The sequence below is a fragment of the Pannonibacter phragmitetus DSM 14782 genome (assembly GCF_000382365.1).
Classification (GTDB): Bacteria; Pseudomonadota; Alphaproteobacteria; order Rhizobiales; family Stappiaceae; genus Pannonibacter; species Pannonibacter phragmitetus.
Genome location: NZ_KB908222.1, coordinates 37,128 through 54,594 on the forward strand (window position 1 = coordinate 37,128; position 17,467 = coordinate 54,594).

General features: G+C 63.4%; 14 protein-coding genes and 1 other annotated feature. Of the genes, 8 read left to right on the forward strand and 6 right to left on the reverse strand.

All coding sequences use genetic code 11. The features are described from left to right. Window positions 1–2: 2 nt before the first annotated feature. Window positions 3–824, reverse strand: a complete 822-nt coding sequence (locus H163_RS0112970; protein WP_019965021.1) for a MurR/RpiR family transcriptional regulator — start codon at window positions 822–824, stop codon at window positions 3–5. Window positions 825–922: 98 nt separating this feature from the next. On the opposite strand from H163_RS0112970, the gene H163_RS0112975 reads away from it, so the two are divergent. Next, window positions 923–2,038: a Gfo/Idh/MocA family protein gene (locus H163_RS0112975; protein ID WP_019965022.1), complete on the forward strand. Its 1,116-nt coding sequence runs from the start codon at window positions 923–925 to the stop codon at window positions 2,036–2,038. 53 nt (window positions 2,039–2,091) lie between these two features. Here the strand turns inward: H163_RS0112975 and H163_RS0112980 are convergent, their stop codons facing one another. Next, window positions 2,092–3,264 carry a Gfo/Idh/MocA family protein gene (locus tag H163_RS0112980; protein WP_019965023.1) on the reverse strand — a complete coding sequence of 391 codons (1,173 nt, stop codon included), beginning with the start codon at window positions 3,262–3,264 and terminating at the stop codon, window positions 2,092–2,094. Window positions 3,265–3,278: 14 nt separating this feature from the next. Further along, entirely contained in the window at window positions 3,279–4,349 is a 1,071-nt protein-coding gene (locus H163_RS0112985; RefSeq protein ID WP_019965024.1) for a sugar phosphate isomerase/epimerase family protein, read from the reverse strand. Between the two features lie 279 nt (window positions 4,350–4,628). On the opposite strand from H163_RS0112985, the gene H163_RS0112990 reads away from it, so the two are divergent. From H163_RS0112990 to H163_RS0113020, 7 genes are all read left to right on the forward strand, one after another. Next, on the forward strand, window positions 4,629–5,648 hold the full coding sequence (locus H163_RS0112990; protein WP_019965025.1) for a LacI family DNA-binding transcriptional regulator: 1,020 nt from the start codon (window positions 4,629–4,631) through the stop codon (window positions 5,646–5,648). Window positions 5,649–6,071: 423 nt separating this feature from the next. Next, on the forward strand, window positions 6,072–7,304 hold the full coding sequence (locus H163_RS0112995; RefSeq protein WP_040678859.1) for an ABC transporter substrate-binding protein: 1,233 nt from the start codon (window positions 6,072–6,074) through the stop codon (window positions 7,302–7,304). A 128-nt stretch (window positions 7,305–7,432) separates the two neighbouring features. Beyond that, window positions 7,433–8,314, forward strand: a complete 882-nt coding sequence (locus H163_RS0113000; RefSeq protein ID WP_019965027.1) for a carbohydrate ABC transporter permease — start codon at window positions 7,433–7,435, stop codon at window positions 8,312–8,314. Then, window positions 8,311–9,198 carry a carbohydrate ABC transporter permease gene (locus tag H163_RS0113005; protein ID WP_019965028.1) on the forward strand — a complete coding sequence of 296 codons (888 nt, stop codon included), beginning with the start codon at window positions 8,311–8,313 and terminating at the stop codon, window positions 9,196–9,198. The genes H163_RS0113000 and H163_RS0113005 overlap by 4 nt, the downstream gene beginning before the upstream one ends. Window positions 9,199–9,202: 4 nt before the next feature. Continuing rightward, window positions 9,203–10,282 (forward strand): ABC transporter ATP-binding protein, encoded by a 1,080-nt coding sequence (locus H163_RS0113010; RefSeq protein ID WP_019965029.1) that lies wholly within the window; start codon window positions 9,203–9,205, stop codon window positions 10,280–10,282. Window positions 10,283–10,321: 39 nt separating this feature from the next. Continuing rightward, entirely contained in the window at window positions 10,322–11,113 is a 792-nt protein-coding gene (locus H163_RS0113015; RefSeq protein WP_019965030.1) for a sugar phosphate isomerase/epimerase family protein, read from the forward strand. 14 nt (window positions 11,114–11,127) lie between these two features. Next, window positions 11,128–12,261, forward strand: coding sequence for a Gfo/Idh/MocA family protein (locus H163_RS0113020; RefSeq protein ID WP_019965031.1), 1,134 nt, complete (start codon window positions 11,128–11,130; stop codon window positions 12,259–12,261). Between the two features lie 65 nt (window positions 12,262–12,326). Here H163_RS0113020 and H163_RS0113025 read toward each other — a convergent pair whose 3' ends face one another. From H163_RS0113025 to H163_RS0113035, 3 genes are all read right to left on the reverse strand, one after another. Then, complete coding sequence (locus tag H163_RS0113025) at window positions 12,327–13,811, reverse strand: SulP family inorganic anion transporter (protein ID WP_026355806.1); 1,485 nt, start codon at window positions 13,809–13,811, stop codon at window positions 12,327–12,329. A gap of 78 nt (window positions 13,812–13,889) precedes the next feature. After that, window positions 13,890–13,945 (reverse strand) — a sequence feature (sul1 is cis-regulatory element that is thought to sense ions involved in sulfur or methionine metabolism; They are found in Alphaproteobacteria). 139 nt (window positions 13,946–14,084) lie between these two features. Further along, window positions 14,085–15,572 (reverse strand): glycerol kinase GlpK, encoded by a 1,488-nt coding sequence (gene glpK, locus H163_RS0113030; RefSeq protein ID WP_019965033.1) that lies wholly within the window; start codon window positions 15,570–15,572, stop codon window positions 14,085–14,087. A 158-nt stretch (window positions 15,573–15,730) separates the two neighbouring features. Then, window positions 15,731–17,437: an ABC transporter substrate-binding protein gene (locus tag H163_RS0113035; RefSeq protein ID WP_019965034.1), complete on the reverse strand. Its 1,707-nt coding sequence runs from the start codon at window positions 17,435–17,437 to the stop codon at window positions 15,731–15,733. Window positions 17,438–17,467: the final 30 nt, after the last annotated feature.

Sequence of the window (17,467 nt, forward strand, 5' to 3'; positions counted from 1 at the left end):
TTTTATGGCGCGGCTTTTCGCCCGGCACCAACGGCCACCGCCAGCGTGATGGCGAGCGAAAGCGTCGCCGACAATGCACGGAAGGCACCGAAATCCACTTCCGCCACACTCAGCACCGTGGCATCCAGCTTCTGCAGCGGGCTCATCACCGTGTCGGTAATGGCGATGACCGGCACACCCTGGCTGCGGGCAAACTCCGCCAGTTCCACCGTTTCACCGCTGTAGGGCGGGAACGTGATGGCCACCAGCGCATCCCCCGGACGGATGGCATGGCGGTGGTCGAGCTTGCCGACACCATCATGCAGGAACGCTGGAACATCCATTTTTTCAAAGGCATAGGCGAGATAGGACGCCACCGGAAAGGCTCGGCGAAGACCCACGAGATGCACCATTCCGGCTTCGGAAAGAATCTTCACCGCCCGGTCCAGATTGCGGCTGTCGACGCTGCTGGCGAGATTTTCCAGCGACATGCGGCCCGCATCGATGAACTCCGCCAGCAGGGCGGATGGGCTGCCAGCACCGCTTTCCCGCAGGTTTCTGAGCCGTGTCGCGTAGTCCGGCCAGCCCTGCGCATAGGCGTCCCGGAACAGGCGTTGCATCTCTGAATAGCCGGAAAAACCGAGGATCTTGCAGAATCGCATCAGCGCCGAAGGCTGGACACCGGCGGCAAGCGCCATCTCCGCTACGGTGGAGACGGCAATCCGGTCCGTGTTCGCCGCCAGATATTCCGCGCATTGGCGCAGGCGTTTCGGCAGCGTTTCTGCCGCTTCCAGCAACCGGGCATGGAAGGCTTCGATGTTGCGCGGGGCGGAGAGGTGCGACATTGCGGTTTGCCAGTTCGTTGATCCTGCTTGACAAAACAGGATAGCCGCAGGATGACATGAATGGAATAAAAATTCTATTTGGTTTCGGGAGGAAATCAATGACCCTTGGGATTGGCCTGATCGGAACAGGCTTCATGGGCAAGGCGCATGCGCTTGCCTGGCGCAATGCCCGCGCCGTCATGGGCGACGTGCAGGACGTGCGGCTGGAACTGCTCTGCGACACGCCGGAAGACAAAGCCGCCGCCTTTGCCAGCCAGTTCGGCTTTGCCCGCTCCACCGGAGACTGGCAGGCGCTGGTCAATGACCCGAAGGTGGATGTGGTGTCGATCACCACGCCAAACCGCTTTCACAAGGAGATGGCCATCGCCGCTCTTGAGGCGGGCAAGCATGTGTGGTGCGAGAAGCCGATGGGCCTGACGCTGACCGAGGCCGAAGAGATGGCCGCCGCAGGCGCCCGCTCCGGCAAGCTGACCATGACCGGCTACAACTACACCCGCAATCCCGCCTACCGTCATGCGCAGAAGCTGGTGCAGGAGGGGCGGATCGGCCGCATCGTGCATGTGCGCGGCGCGGTGGATGAGGATTATCAGGCCGACCCGGACCTGCCCTGGACCTGGCGGGCAAAGCTGGGTGAAGCAGGCCTTGGTGCACTGGGAGATATCGGCTGCCACCTGATCAGCCTGCTCTGCGGCATCTGCGGCCCCATCGAAAGCCTCATCGCCGACATGCAGACCGTGCATGAAACCCGCCCCCTGCCCGATGGCACCGGCCGGGGCAAGGTGGAAAACGAGGATACGGCCACCGCCATCCTGCGCTTTGCCAATGGGGCGCAAGGCTCCTTCGCCGCGTCGCGCTCCGCCTGGGGCCGCAAGAACCGGCTTGGCTTCGAGATCCACGGCACCAAGGGCATGATCATCTATGATCAGGAGCGGATGAACGAGCTGCAGCTCTTCGTCAACGAGGGGCCGAAAGCCGAGCAGGGCTTCCGCACCATCCTCACCGGGCCGGATCACGATGTCTACGGCGCCTTCTGCCCCGCCCCCGGCCACCAGATCGGCTTCAACGACCTGAAAATCATCGAGGCTGCCGATTTCCTGCGCGCCATCGAAACCGGCACCCGTCCCTGGCCGGATTTCGCAGCCGCTCTGGAATTCGAAAAGGTCATCCACGCCATCGCCGAAGCTGCCCGCAGCGGCACGCGGGTGCGTGTGTAAGATCAGCAAAAAGGCCGGAGCAGCGAATGCTCCGGCCCCTATTTTTTAACGGCTTACAGCTCCGTCCACACCCCGCCCGCAGATGACGAGCGGATGCAGGCGCCGATGAAGCGCAGGCCGGCAAGCCCATCACTGAGGCCCGGCAGATGCTCCGGCAGGGCCACAGGTCCGCCGTCGCGTGCCGTGCGGATGGCTACCGCCGCCTCACGGTAGAGCGTGGCGAAGGCCTCCAGATAGCCTTCCGGATGGCCAGAGGGCACCCGCGTTACGGCAGCGGCCGCCGGACCCGTGCCTGCCCCGCCGCGTGTCAGGCGGCGGCGCGGTTCGCCGAAGGGGGTGAACCACAGATGGTTGGGGTTCTCCTGCTCCCAATCGAGCCCGCCCTTGTCGCCATAAACACGCAGGCGCAGCCCGTTCTCGTTGCCGGGCGCCACCTGGCTGGCCCAGAGCATGCCGCGCGCCCCGCCGGCAAACCGCAGCAGCACGTTGACATTGTCATCCACCCGGCGCCCCGGAACGAAGGTGGTGAGATCGGCCAGCACTTGCGACGGGGCAAGCTGTGTCACGAAGGTAGCCAGCTGGAACGCATGAGTGCCGATGTCGCCAATACAGCCGCCCGCGCCCGAACGCGCCGGGTCGGTGCGCCAGGAGGCCTGCTTCTGGCCGCTTTCCTCCACCGCTTCGGTCAGCCAGTCCTGCGGATATTCCACCTGCACCACGCGCAATGTGCCAAGCTCGCCATTGGCGATCATCTCCCGCGCCTGCCGCACCATGGGATAGGCGGAATAATTGTGCGTGAGCACGAACAGCCGCCCGCTGGCCTCACCCAGCTTCACCAGCTCTTCCGCATCCTCCAGCGTCGAGGTCAGCGGCTTGTCGCAGATGACGTGGATGCCGGCTTTCAGAAAGGCGCGGGCCACCGGGAAATGCAGATGGTTGGGCGTGACGATGGACACCGCCTCGATGCCGTCCGGCCTTGCCGCTTCCGCAGTGGCCATTGCTTCAAAGCTGTCATAACAGCGGGCCGGATCGACGCCCAGCTCAAGGCCGGACTGGCGTGCCCGTTCCGGATCCGACGAGAAGGCGCCGGCCACGAGGTCAAAGTCACCATCCAGCCTCGCGGCCATTCGGTGGACCGCGCCGATGAAGCCGCCCTGCCCGCCGCCAACCATGCCGAGGCGCACGCGGCCGGCTTGTCCACCTTCGCCCCTTGCTTCAATTGCCATGTTCCAGCCCTCCCTCAGCCGGCCGCAGCCGGGGCAAGGCCCAGCATGCGCCGGTTCGCCGCATCATCCGCCCCGCTGGCGGCAAAGTCGTCAAAGGCCTTTTCCGTCACCCGGATGATGTGATCCGCAATGAAGGGCGCCCCTTCGGCCGCGCCGTCTTCCGGGTGCTTGATGCAGCATTCCCATTCCAGCACGGCCCAGCCGTCATAGCCATGGGCCGTGAGGCGGGAGAAGACACCGGCGAAATCCACCTGCCCGTCGCCCAGCGAGCGGAAACGCCCGGCGCGGTTGATCCACGGCTGATAGCCGGAGTAAACGCCCTGCCGCCCGTCCGGATTGAACTCGGCGTCCTTCACATGGAAGGCGCGGATACGCTCGTGATAGATGTCGATGAAGGCCAGATAATCGAGCTGCATCAGCACGAAATGCGAGGGGTCATAGTTGATGCAGCAGCGCGGATGCCCGCCAACGCGCTCCAGGAACATCTCGAAGCTGGCGCCGTCAAAGATGTCCTCGCCGGGATGAATTTCGTAGCACAGATCGACGCCCGCCTCGTCATAGGCGTCAAGGATCGGCTGCCAGCGCCGGGCCAGTTCGTCAAAGGCCGCCTCGATCAGCCCCGCAGGCCGCTGCGGCCAGGGGTAGACATAGGGCCAGGCCAGCGCACCGGGAAAGCTGACGCTGGCATTTAGGCCGAAATGGCGCGAGGCCTTGGCCGCCTTCAGCATCTGATCCACCGCCCAGGCCTGCCGCGCAGCCGGATTGCCATGCACCGCCGCCGGGGCAAAACCATCGAATGGCACGTCATAGGCCGGATGAACGGCCACAAGCTGCCCCTGAAGATGCGTAGAAAGCTCGGTGATCTCCACACCCGCTTCCCGGCACATTCCCGCTATGTCATCGCAATAGCCGGAAGAGGCAGCGGCCTTGTCCAAGTCAAACAGGCGGCTGTCCCAGGTCGGAATCTGAACCCCGCGATAGCCGAGGTCCGCCGCCCAGTTCACCATGGACTTGAGCGAGTTGAACGGCGCCGTATCCCCGGCGAACTGGGCCAGAAACAGACCCGGACCCTTCATCGTTTTCATGCGCACCTCCCGAGCGATGACAAAATCCCCCTGTTCCGGGCTTCACCTGCTGCGAGGAGAGGCGCCGGGTCTGGCGTGCTGGAACATGTTTCTGCATTTCATCCGGCAGGGGTAACGCGGATGCAAGCCGTGGATTATCATGCTCCAGACGGCCTACACGGCTTATGTAAACCTTTTTATTGGAGCTGTAAACATTTACAGACGCAATATTGCAGGGCATAGGTCTGGGGTTGCAGGCGTACCGCAGAAGACGGCGGATGCGAAAGACCGGGAGCAAGCATGCAGAGCAAGACCGCCACGATCGAGGACGTTGCGCGCCTCGCCGGTGTTTCCATCGCCACCGTCAGCCGGGCGCTGCACCATCCGGCAAAGGTGGCGGAAGCCACTCGCAAGAAGGTGCTGGCCGCCATCGACAGCACCGGCTTTACCGCCAATGCCATGGCGCAAAGCCTGCGGCTGAAAAGCACGCGCATGATTCTCGTCATCGTGCCCGACATCGGCAACACCTTTTTCGCCAGCATCCTGCGCGGACTGGAGGCCGTGGCGCAGCAGCGCGGCTACGGCCTGCTCATCGGCAACAGCGAGAACGACCCTGCCATCGAGGAAACCTACGTGTCCTACCTGCGTTCCGGCAAGGTGGACGGGCTGGTTCTTCTCTCCGGCCGCTTGCCCTGGCCAGCGGGCAGCATTCCGGCCAATCCGCCGCCGATGATTTCGGTCTGCGAGGAAATCGAGATGCCCGGCCTGCCCTTCATCGGCATCGACAATCAGGCCGCAGCACGGCTCGCCACGGAGCATTTGATCGCCGCCGGCCACCGCCGCATCGCCTATGTGGCGGGCCCGGCGCGCAACATCCTCACGCGCCAGCGGCAGGAAGGTTATGCCGCAGCACTTGCAGCGGCCGGCATTCCGCTCGACCCGGCCCTGCTGCTGCCCGGCGATTTTTCTATCGAAAGCGGTGTCCGGGCCGCAGCCAGCATGGATGGCATGGAGGAGCCCCCGACGGCCTTCTTCTGCGCCAATGATGAAATGGCCATCGGCGTGATCATGGAGCTGACCCGGCGCGGCCTGAAGGTGCCGGAGGATGTGGCGGTGATGGGCTTCGATGACATCCAGTTCTCCAGCTGCACGAACCCGCCGCTGACCACCGTGCGCCAGCCCCGCCGCGAAATCGGCGAGGAAGCCATGGGCGTGCTGCTGGACCTGATCGAAACCGGCACCGCCCCGGCCCTGCACCGGGTGCTGCCGGTGGAACTCATCGTGCGCGGCAGCACGGGAACACCTGCCAGCGCAAGGTGAGCGCGCAAGCAGGCAGGGCTCATACAGGCGGCCTAAGCCCCCCCACGCGCCGTCCCGGCCTTTGTGCCGGGACCTGCCAGGGGCGCACCGCTCCATCAAAAAATCCGGCACTGCGCTGCAGGCAAGCACTGGGTTACGCTGGCAGGACAGGCCGCACGCCAAAACAGCAGCCTGAGACAGCTGGAAGGCTGTGCTCACCTTACAGGTCCCGGCACAAAGGCTGTCTCTGCGTGGGTGGCAATTCAGGGCAGTGACCACGAAATCAGAAAGTGCCAACCTAACCGCCCGCCCCTCAACCCTCCCGGTTGTCCTACTAAAAATTTACCCTTTTCAAGCGGTGCAAGCTTGTGCTATGCATTTTGATGTAAACGATTACAAAAGATCCAAAGAGGCAATGAAATCGTTTCAACGGGAGGAGACCATATGAAAAAGTTTCATCGCACCCTAATGGTGACGGCGGTCTGCGTTGCCATGCCCATGGCTGGCCAGGCCGCAGAGATGAAGGCGGAAGTGCTGCACTGGTGGACGTCGGGAGGAGAATCCGAATCCATCAAGGTGTTTGCAGAAGCCTTCAAGGCCAAGGGTGGTGAGTGGATAGATTCCGCCATCGCCGGAGGCCCCAATGCCCGGACGGCAGGCATCAACCGCATCGTCGGCGGCAATCCGCCAACCGTGATGCAGTTCAACACCGGCCTTCAGTTTGATGAACTGGTGGCAACCGGCATGCTGAGCCCGCTGGACGAGATCGCGGAAGCCAACAAGTGGCGCGATGTGCTGCCGCCGGACATCGTCACCGCAACCACGCGCGACGGCAGCTTCTATGCGGTGCCCGTCAATATCCACGGCCAGAACTGGCTCTTCTACAATCCGGAGGCTCTGGCCAAGGCCGGAGTGGAACCGCCGAAGACCTTTGCCGATATCATCGCCGCAGGCCCCAAGCTGCGCGACGCCGGCATCGTGCCCTTCGGCCATGGCGGCCAGAACTGGCAGGATCATCTGCTGTTTGATGCCATCCTCGTGGCGGAAGCAGGCAAGGATGTCTTCCAGAAGGTCTATGCTGACCGTGACACGGAAGCGGCCAAAAGCGAAGGCTTCCGCAAGGCAGCCGAAACCTTCGCCGCCCTGCGCACATTGACCGACGAAGGCAGCCCGGGGCGCAACTGGAACGACACCACCAGCTTGGTGATCACCGGCAAGGCCGCCATGCAGGTCATGGGCGACTGGGCCAAGGGCGAATTCACCGCAGCAGGCCTGACCGCCGGCAAGGACTTCGGCTGCGCGGTCATGCCCGGCGGCTATGTCATGGGCGGCGATGTCTTCGTCTTTCCCAAAGTCAGTGACAAGGGCGCCCAGGACGCACAGGCCACCATGGCTGCACTGATGCTGGCACCCGAAACCCAGGTCACCTTCAACACGAAAAAGGGCTCGGTTCCGGTCAGGCTGGATGTGGATGTGAGCGGCATGGACAGCTGCGCACAGACAGGCATGGCCGCCCTGAAGGACCCCGAACAGCAGGTGCCCAGCATCAACTTCATCGCCTCGCCCGACCTTGTCGGCGCGACCCGCGATGTGGTGACCCAGTTCTGGAGCACCCCGTCCATGACCCCGGATGACTTCGTCGCCCGGTTCATCTCCGCGATGCAATCGGCCGGCTGAACCGGACAAGCTTCCGGCGGGCTCCGGCGTGCCCAGGCATCATTGCCGGAGCCTGCAGACCGGGACTCATCAAGGGGTATGTAACCATGACCATAGCTCTACCGGCCGTCCGGCCGGAACGGGGGCGCATGCGCAAACGGCGGAATCTGGCGGCCGCCCTCGCCCTCGTTCCCACGGCACTCATTGTTCTGGTGGTCTTTGTCGGCTGCCTGCTCTGGACCATCCGCCTGTCCTTCACCAGCTCCAAACTTCTGCCCGTGCTGGACTGGGTGGGCCTGCAGCAATATTCCCGCCTCTTCGCCAACGAGCGTTTCCTGCTCTCGGTCGAGAACATCGCCGTCTTCGGCGTGCTCTTCATCGCCGGCTGCCTGATCCTCGGCTTCCTGCTGGCGGTCTTCATCGACCAGAATGTGCGCGGCGAAGCGCTGTTCCGCACCATCTTCCTCTATCCCTATGCCATGTCCTTTGTGGTCACCGGCCTTGCCTGGCAGTGGTTCCTCAACCCCACGCTCGGCCTGCAGCAGATCGTCCGCGACCTCGGCTTCCCGGCCTTCCGCTTCGACTGGCTCGTCAATCCGCAGATGGTCATCTACACGCTGGTCATCGCGGGTCTTTGGCATGGTGCAGGCCTTGTCATGTGCATCATGCTGGCGGGCCTGCGCGGCATTGATGCCGACCTTTGGAAGGCCGCCCGCATCGACGGAATTCCCGTCTGGCGCACCTATCTGTCAGTGGTGCTGCCGCTGCTCGGGCCGATGATCATCACAGCTGTCGTCCTGCTCGCAACGGGCGTGGTCAAACTCTACGACCTCGTTGTCGCCATGACACTCGGCGGGCCAGGCATAGCCTCCGAAGTGCCGGCCAAGTTCGTGATGGACCACTTCTTCGAGCGCAACAACATCGGCCTCGCCACAGCAGCCGCGACGGCCATGCTCATCGCCGTCGCCAGCGTTCTCGCCCCCTGGGTCTATGCCCGCTACATCCGCCCGCAACACGGGAGGCACGCATGAGCCAGACCGTCATCCCCTCGGGCCGCAAGCCCCAGCGCCTGACCCTCGCCCGCGCCGGTGTCTATGCCTTCCTGGTCATCAGCTCGCTCTACTTCCTGCTGCCGCTGTGGATCATGCTCATGACCTCGCTGAAGGACATGGAGGAAATCCGGCTTGGCAGCATTCTCGCCTGGCCGAAGGAGCTGACCTTCGAGCCGTGGCTGCGCGCCTGGTCCTCGGCCTGCACCGGCCTTGACTGCTCCGGCATCAGCACCGGCTTCTGGAACTCGCTGAAGATCCTCGTGCCATCGGTGTTCTTCTCGGTCGCCCTGGGCGCCGTCACGGGCTATGCCCTGTCGTTCTGGCGGGTGCGGGGCGCGAACCTGATGTTCGGCATCCTGCTGATCGGCGCTTTCGTGCCCTATCAGGTGTTCCTCTATCCGCTGGTCCGCATCTTCGCCACCACCGGCATCTACAACTCGCTCCTGTGCATCGTGCTGGTTCACGTCATCTTCGGCCTGCCGCTGATGACCCTGCTGTTCCGCAACTACTATGCGGGCCTGCCCATCGAGCTGTTCAAGGCGGCGCGTGTGGATGGCGGCGGCTTCTGGACGATCTTCCTGCGGGTGATCCTGCCCATGTCGGCGCCGATCCTCATCGTCGCCACCATCCTGCAGGTTACCGGCATCTGGAACGACTTCCTCTTCGGCCTCACCTTCGCCGGGCGGGAGAACCTGCCGATGACGGTGCAGCTCAACAATATCGTCAATTCGACCCAGGGCGAGCGCGCCTACAACGTGGACATGGCCGCCACCATGCTCACGGCGCTGGTTCCGCTTGCGGTCTATTTCCTCTCGGGACGCTGGTTCGTGCGGGGCATCGCCGCCGGCGCGGTCAAGGGATAACGCCATGTCTGCTGTTTCAGTCCGTGACGTCAGTGTAGCCTTCGGCCAGCACCGCGTGTTCGACGGCATGTCGCTCGATATCGAAGCCGGAGAATTCATCGTCCTGCTCGGCCCATCTGGCTGCGGCAAGTCAACCCTGCTCAACGCCATCGCCGGTCTTCTCGATATCAATGAAGGCCAGATCCACATCGGCGGGCGCAATGTCACCTGGGAAGAGCCGAAAGACCGGGGCATCGCCATGGTGTTCCAGTCCTACGCGCTCTACCCGCGCATGAGCGTGCGGGAGAACATGTCCTTCGGCCTGCGCATGGCCAAGACACCCAAACCCAGCATCGACGCCAAGGTGAGCCGCGCGGCAGACATGCTGCAGATCAGCCACCTTCTCGACCGGCGCCCCGACCAGCTCTCCGGCGGCCAGCGCCAGCGCGTCGCCATTGGCCGGGCGCTGGTGCGCGATGCGGATGTGTTCCTCTTCGACGAGCCCCTGTCCAACCTCGATGCGCAGCTGCGCAATGAACTGCGCGTCGAGATCAAGCGCCTGCACCAGCAGATGCAGAACACGACCATGATCTATGTCACCCACGACCAGATCGAGGCGCTGACGCTGGCCGACCGCATTGCCGTGATGAAGGACCAGAAGATCCAGCAGCTCGGCACCCCGGCAGAGATCTATCACCACCCGGCCAATCTCTTCGTGGCTGGCTTTGTCGGCAGCCCGCGCATGAACTTCATCGAGGGCACGGTGCAGCCGGGTGACGGGGCGCCCGTTTTCACCGCACCTGGCATCCTCCAGCCGCTGAGCCAGTACCGCTTCCACGAGCCGGTACGTGCGCCCATGCCCGCAACGCTCGGCGTGCGGCCGGAGCATGTGCGCGTCAACACCCCCGATGCCCAGCCGGGCTTCCGGGTCGATCTGCTGGAAACCCACGGCGCCGACAATCTGATGTGGTGCGCCAATGACAGCATTTCGCTGCAGATCCGCCTGCCCGGCACCGTCAGCTATCCACTTGGCACCGCCGTCAGCCTCGCTTTTGACGCGGATCAGCTTTCGCTCTTCGGCGCAGAGGATGGCGAACGCCTCTGACTCCGCCCCTTCTTCCCTCATCTCACTGGAGCAATCGACATGCAGGACATCATCTCCATCCAGCTTTACTCCCTGCGGGACTATGGAAACCTCGCCCGTCAGCTTGAGACGCTGGCCTCCATCGGCTTCCGCCATGTGGAAACCATCGGCTCGCATCTGGCCAATGCCACGGAAACACGCGCCCTGCTCGACCAGCACGGGATGACCGCCCCCTCCGGTCATGTCGGGCTGGCGGACCTGCGCGAACGGTTCGACTGGGTGACGGATCAGGCTGCGGCAATCGGCATTTCCCAGCTCTACATGCCCGCCGTCCCCGCCGGAGAGCGCGAGGGCATGCCCGCCGACTACTGGCGCAAGCTCGGTGTGGAGCTGGGTGAAATGGCCGTGCGCCTCAAGAGCCGGAACATCGACCTTGGCTATCACAACCACCATTGGGAGCTGTTCCCCTGTGCCGGTGGTGCGATCCCCTTTGATCTGCTGATCGAGGCTTCCGCCGGTTCTCCGCTGACGATCGAGGCGGATCTTGCCTGGCTGGTGCGCGGCGGCGCGGACCCGCTCGCCTGGATGGCAAAGCACAAGGACCGGCTGTCGGCCATCCATGTGAAGGACATCGCCCCGCAGGGCGAGAATCTTGATGAAGACGGCTGGGCCAATGTGGGCGCAGGCACGCTGGACTGGCCGGCGCTGCACGAAGCCACCCGCAGCTATGGCGTCCGCCTTATGGTGCTGGAGCATGACAAGCCCGCCGATGCAGCAGCCTTCGCCCGCCAGAGCTATTCCTATCTCACCGGCCTTTCCGGCGAAGCCGCCAAGACCGCCCGCAGCGCCTGAAGGAACGCACACAAATGAAGACCATGAAACTCGGCATCATCGGCTGCGGCAACATCTCCGATGCCTATCTGACCGGCGGCGCCAGATCGCAGATCGTTTCGGTGAAAGCGGTGACGGATCTCAACGCGGAAGCCGCGCGCGCCAAGGCAGAGGCCTATGGCGTTGAGGCCATGACGGTTGACGCCATGCTCGCCGATCCGGACATCGAAATGATCATCAACCTGACGGTGCCGCAGGCCCATGCCACCGTCAGTGGAGCGATCCTCGCGGCCCGCAAACACGTCTATTCCGAAAAACCCTTTGCCGTCACCTATGCGGAGGCGAAGGAAATGGTTGCTTCCGCCGATGCCAAGGGGCTGAGGATCGGCTCGGCACCGGACACGTTCCTCGGCGCAGCCCATCAGCGCGCCCGTGAGCTGATCGACGAAGGCAGGATCGGCAAGGTGGTCGGCGGTGCCGTCACCTTCGCCACCCCCGGCATGGAAATGTGGCATCCCAACCCGTTCTTCTTCTTCCAGAGGGGCGGCGGGCCGGTGCTGGATATCGGCTGCTATCCGATTACCCAGCTGGTCAATTGCCTGGGGCCGGTGGAAAGCGTCGTGGCTCATGCCTCGCGCGGGCGGGAGACGCGCGTCATCACCAGCGAGCCGCACAACGGCAAGGAACTGACGGTGGAGGTGCCGACCACGGTCAACGGCGTGCTCGCCTTCGCCAATGGCGCCAATGTCGCCTTCACCGCCTCCTGGGACGTGTGGAAGCACGGGCGCAAGCCGATCGAGTTCTACGGCACGGAAGGCAGCATCCTCAACCCGGACCCGAACTTCTTCGGTGGCGAGGTTCTCCTGTCTGCCCGCAATGGTGAGTGGGAAGCGCAGGACATTTCGCACTTGCCCTTCGGCGCGCCGAACCGCCCGTTGCGCGATGGGCGGGAGGTCGCCGACTACCGCATGGCCGGCGTCTTCGACATGGCCGCCGCCATCCGTACCGGCCGCCCGCACCGGGCAAATGGCGCGCTGGCGCTGCATGTGCTGGAGATCATGGAAAGCCTCGAACGTTCCTCGGACGAAGGCCGGCGCATCACGCTGGAAACCACCTGCGAGCGCCCGCAAGCCGTGCCGCATGGGACGGGAGAGGCCGTCTTCCTCTGAGGCATGAAAACACAAGCGGGGGCAGCCTGCACGGCTGCCCCCGCGTGCCGTGACTTCATTCTGCGTCAGTGTACGCTGAGTTTGTCGAGCGCACCCGGCTTGTCATGGAGCGCGAGCTTGTCCACGATTGTCTCGCTGGCCGCGTTAAGGCCGGTGACGGTCACTTTCGCCCCAAGCCTGCGGAATTTCAGCACCACCATGTCCAGCGCCGAGACGCTGGAAATATCCCAGATATGCGCACGGCTGACGTCGATCGTGACCCGGTCCAGCGCTTCGCGGAAGTCAAAGGCCGCATAGAAATCCTCGACCGAAGCAAAGAACAGCTGCCCCTCAACCACATAAGTCCGGCTGCTGCCATCGGCGGAAAGCTCCGAAGTGACGCGGAACAACTGGGAGATCTTCCAGGCAAAGAAGATGCCCGACAGCAGCACACCCACCAGCACGCCGATGGCAAGGTTATGGGTTGCCACCACACAGATGACCGTCGCCAGCATGACGATGGAGGAAGAGCGCGGATGGCTGCGCAGGTTGAGGATTGATGTCCAGCTGAAGGTGCCCACCGACACCATGATCATGATCGCCACCAGCGCAGGCATGGGGATCTGCTTCACCCAATCCCCCAGCACCACGATGAGAAACAGCAGGATGACGCCCGCCGCGAAACAGGACAGGCGCCCGCGCCCGCCGGATTTCACATTGATCATCGACTGGCCGATCATGGCACAGCCCGCCATGCCGCCAATGAAGCCGGTGGCGAAATTCGCAAGGCCCTGCCCGATGCACTCCTGATTGCGGTCGGACGGCGTATCGGTCACTTCATCGACCAGCTGCTGGGTCATCAGGGATTCCAGCAGGCCCACAGCCGCAACAGCCGCCGAGTAAGGCAGCACGATCAGGAAGGTTTCCAGCGTCAGCGGCACTTCGGGCAGAAGGAACACCGGCAAGGTAGAGGGCAGCTCGCCCATGTCGCCGACCGTGCGCACATCAAGGCCAAACCAGATGGCAAGACCCGTCAGCACGAAGATGCAGACGAGCGGCGAAGGCACCGCCCGGGTGATGTAGGGAAACAGATAAATGATCCCGAGACCGGCTGCCGTCATCACATAGGTCAGCGGCGTCACGCCGATCAGTTCCGGCAGCTGCGCCATGAAGATGAGGATCGCCAGCGCATTGACGAAACCGGTCATGACCGAGCGCGAGACGAAGCGCATGACGTGGCCCAGCCGCAGCAGCCCTGCCCCAACTTGAAGCACACCGGCAAGAATGGTCGCCGCCAGCAGATATTGCAGGCCATGCTCCTTCACCAGTGTGACCATCAGCACGGCCGTTGCAGCCGTCGCGGCGGAAATCATGCCCGGCCGTCCGCCCGCAATGGCGGTGATGACGGCAATGGAGAAGGAGGCATAGAGGCCGATCTTGGGATCGACCCCGGCGATGATCGAAAAGGCGATGGCCTCAGGGATGAGGGCAAGGGCCACGAGCAGGCCAGAAAGCAGGTCGGCGCGCACATTGCCGAACCATTGGTTCCGGTAAGCGGAAAGTGAGATCATGAGAAATCCGTTCAGATGACCTGCGCAGTCCGGCGGTATTACCAGCCGGCAGAACGTCCTTGCATGCGCGATCATGTGAATTGTCCGGCGGATCGGCGGCCGGAAGAGCCACCCGGAATTGCACCGGGTCCTGATGACTTATGGGGTTTTACCTAACCCGGCTGACGCTGCGATGCAACATCGCAAGCGCGCAAAAATGCGGCGCACTATAAGTCTGTCTGTGTGATCCGGCACACGCTGACTGCACATGCCGGATCACGGGATGTCAATGGCTCAAAGGCTCATGGTCGCGGTGACGGCGGATTTCCAGGCGCCGTATTTGCGCTGGCGCTCGTCTTCGCCGATGGCAGGCTCGAAGCGCTTTTCGATGGCCCAGCTTTCGGCAAAGCCTTCCATGTCCGGATAGACGCCAGCCGCCATGCCGGCGAGCCAGGCAGCGCCCAGCGCCGTCGTCTCCAGCACCTGCGGCCGGTCAACCGGGGCGCCGAGGATGTCGGAGAGGAACTGCATGGCCCAGTCGCTGGCGCTCATGCCGCCATCGACGCGCAGCACGGGCTTTCCGGCTGCATCCGTCCAGTCCACCTGCATGGCTTCCAGGAGATCGCGGGTCTGGTAGCCGACGCTTTCCAGCGCTGCCTTGGCGAACTCGGCGGGGCCGGAGTTGCGGGTGAGGCCAAAGATGGCGCCGCGGCAATCCGGACGCCAGTAGGGCGCGCCGAGGCCGGTGAAGGCCGGCACCATGATCACGTGCTGGCCGGGATCAGCCTGCTCGGCCAGCGGCTGGGTTTCCTTGGCTTCGCGGATGATCTTCAGTCCGTCGCGCAACCACTGCACCACGGCACCGGCGATGAAGATGGAGCCTTCCAGCGCATAGGTGCGCTTGCCGCCGATCTGATAGGCGATGGTGGTGAGCAGCCGGCTCTGCGAGACGACTGGCTTGTCCCCGGTGTTGAGCAGGGCAAAGCAGCCCGTGCCATAGGTGGACTTCAGCATGCCCGGCTTGAAGCACGCCTGCCCCACGGTCGCGGCCTGCTGGTCACCGGCAACGCCCATGATCGGGATCTCGTGGCCGAAGAGGTCGGCGCGGGCATTGCCATAATTGGCAGCGCAGTCCTTCACTTCCGGCAGCATTCCCATGGGAATATCGAGAAGCTCGCAGATCTCCGCGCTCCACTCGCCCTTGTGAATGTCGAACAGCAGAGTGCGGGCAGCGTTGGTGGCGTCCGTTGCATGAACGGCACCTGCCGTCAGCTTCCAGATGAGGAAGCTGTCGACCGTGCCGAACAGCAGCTCGCCCTTTTCGGCACGGGCGCGGGCGCCCTCCACGTTGTCGAGGATCCACTTCAGCTTGGTGCCGGAGAAATAGGGGTCGAGCAGCAGGCCGGTGCGGGCGCTGACCATGGCTTCATGGCCTTCGTCCTTCAGCTTGCGGCACAGGTCCGCCGTGCGGCGGTCCTGCCAGACGATGGCGTTATAGACCGGCTGGCCGGTGCTCCGGTCCCAGACCAGCGTCGTCTCACGCTGGTTGGTGATGCCGATGGCGGCAATGTCGCGGCCCGTGCGCCCGGCACGCTCAATCGCAGCGCGGCAGGAACCGGCGGTCGTGGACCACAGGTCCGCCGGATCATGCTCCACCCAGCCGGACTGGGGATAGATCTGCGGAAACTCCTCCTGCGCGCTCGCAACCACCTTCATGTGCTTGTCGAAGAGGATCGCGCGGCTCGAAGTCGTGCCCTGGTCAATGGCAAGAATATGGGTCAAGTCAGCCTCCTCGATTGCACCTGCGGCTCTTGTCCACGTGTGACAGGAGCACCTTTGTTGTTCAATGCAACCGGGCTCTGCGGCATTCTCCGCCCGGACCCGGTCAGCCCAAGGGCGGGACCTTACGGCCCCGCCCCCGATTGTCGATAGCTAATTACTTATTTCCACGAGGCAATCAGCTCATCATAGGAAACGGTAATGGGCTGCTCCTTCTCGTCCGGGATCTTGCGCTTGGGTGCGCCCGGCTGGTCGAACCAGAACTCGGCGCTCTGCTCCTCGTTCAGCTTCGGGCCGATATCGCCCTGCACGCCTGCACGCTCCAGGCGCTCCAGCACCTTTTCCTGCTCTGCGCAAAGCGCATCCATGGCTTCCTGCGGGGACTTTGCACCGGAGGAGGCATCACCGATGTTCTGCCACCACAGCTGAGCCAGCTTCGGATAGTCCGGAACGTTGGTTCCGGTCGGCGACCACTGCAGGCGGGCGGGCGAGCGGTAGAACTCGACCAGACCACCAAGCTTCGGAGCGCGTTCGGTGAAGCTGTCATGCTGCAGCGTGGATTCGCGGATGAAGGTCAGGCCGACATGGCTCTTCTTCACATCCACGGTCTTGGAGGTGACGAACTGGGCGTAGAGCCAGGCCGCCTTGGCACGGTCAACCGGAGTGGACTTCATCAGCGTCCAGGAGCCAGCGTCCTGATAGCCGACCTTCATGCCCTCTTCCCAGTACACGCCATGCGGCGAGGGAGCCATGCGCCACTTCGGCGTGCCGTCCTCGTTCATGACCGGAAGACCCGGCTTGACCATGTCGGCGGTGAAGGCGGTGTACCAGAAGATCTGCTGGGCAATTTCGCCCTGGGCAGGCACCGGACCGGCTTCGCCGAACACCATGCCGGCAGCGGCCGGAGGCGCATACTTGTTCAGCCACTCGATGTATTTGGCGATCGAGTAGACCGCAGCCGGGCCGTTGGTGTCGCCACCACGGGCCACGCACGAGCCGACCGGCTGGAAGCTTTCGTTGACGCGGATGCCCCATTCATCGACCGGAAGGCCGTTCGGCTCGCCCTTGTCGCCGGCACCAGCCATCGACAGCCAGGCATCGGTGAAGCGCCAGCCGAGTGACGGGTCCTTCTTGCCGTAGTCCATGTGGCCATAGACTTTCTTGCCGTCGATTTCCCGGCCGGTGAAGAACTCGGCGATATCCTCATAAGCCGACCAGTTCACCGGTACGCCGAGCTCATAGCCGTACTTCTCCTTGAAGTCCGCCTTGTTCTTCTCGTCGTTGAACCAGTCATACCGGAACCAGTAAAGGTTCGCGAACTGCTGATCGGGCAGCTGATAGAGCTTGCCGTCCGGACCGGTCGTGAACTTGATGCCGATGAAGTCACTCAGATCAAGGCCCGGATTGGTGACGTCCTTGCCTTCGTCCGCCATCCAGTCGGTCAGGTTGCGGGCCTGCTGGTAGCGCCAGTGGGTGCCGATCAGGTCCGAGTCATTGATGTAGGCGTCGTAGATGTTCTCGCCCGACTGCATCTGCGTCTGCAGCTTCTCCACCACATCGCCTTCGCCGATCAGATCATGGGTGATCTTGATGCCGGTGATTGCGGTGAAGGCAGGGGCCAAAACCTTGGCTTCGTATTCATGGGTGGTGATCGTTTCGGAAACGACCTTGATGTCCATACCCTTGAACGGAGCAGCAGCGTCGATAAACCACTGCATCTCGGCTTCCTGATCGGCGCGTGACAGCGCCGACATATCGCCGATTTCCGCGTCAAGGAACTTCTTTGCTGCCTCCATGTCAGCAAAGGCGCTTCCGCTTCCGACCAGCATGGCGAGCGCCATGGCGGTGGAGGTGTAAAACACTCTCATTCCATTTCCTCCCGAAGTTTCATGATCGTG

Bases quoted from the DNA above. Each gene is read 5' to 3' on its own strand.
- H163_RS0112970 (WP_019965021.1), bottom strand. From the start codon at position 824: ATGTCGCACCTCTCCGCCCCGCGCAACATCGAAGCCTTCCATGCCCGG.
- H163_RS0112975 (WP_019965022.1), top strand. From the start codon at position 923: ATGACCCTTGGGATTGGCCTGATCGGAACAGGCTTCATGGGCAAGGCG.
- H163_RS0112980 (WP_019965023.1), bottom strand. From the start codon at position 3,264: ATGGCAATTGAAGCAAGGGGCGAAGGTGGACAAGCCGGCCGCGTGCGC.
- H163_RS0112985 (WP_019965024.1), bottom strand. From the start codon at position 4,349: ATGAAAACGATGAAGGGTCCGGGTCTGTTTCTGGCCCAGTTCGCCGGG.
- H163_RS0112990 (WP_019965025.1), top strand. From the start codon at position 4,629: ATGCAGAGCAAGACCGCCACGATCGAGGACGTTGCGCGCCTCGCCGGT.
- H163_RS0112995 (WP_040678859.1), top strand. From the start codon at position 6,072: ATGAAAAAGTTTCATCGCACCCTAATGGTGACGGCGGTCTGCGTTGCC.
- H163_RS0113000 (WP_019965027.1), top strand. From the start codon at position 7,433: ATGCGCAAACGGCGGAATCTGGCGGCCGCCCTCGCCCTCGTTCCCACG.
- H163_RS0113005 (WP_019965028.1), top strand. From the start codon at position 8,311: ATGAGCCAGACCGTCATCCCCTCGGGCCGCAAGCCCCAGCGCCTGACC.
- H163_RS0113010 (WP_019965029.1), top strand. From the start codon at position 9,203: ATGTCTGCTGTTTCAGTCCGTGACGTCAGTGTAGCCTTCGGCCAGCAC.
- H163_RS0113015 (WP_019965030.1), top strand. From the start codon at position 10,322: ATGCAGGACATCATCTCCATCCAGCTTTACTCCCTGCGGGACTATGGA.
- H163_RS0113020 (WP_019965031.1), top strand. From the start codon at position 11,128: ATGAAGACCATGAAACTCGGCATCATCGGCTGCGGCAACATCTCCGAT.
- H163_RS0113025 (WP_026355806.1), bottom strand. From the start codon at position 13,811: ATGATCTCACTTTCCGCTTACCGGAACCAATGGTTCGGCAATGTGCGC.
- H163_RS0113035 (WP_019965034.1), bottom strand. From the start codon at position 17,437: ATGAGAGTGTTTTACACCTCCACCGCCATGGCGCTCGCCATGCTGGTC.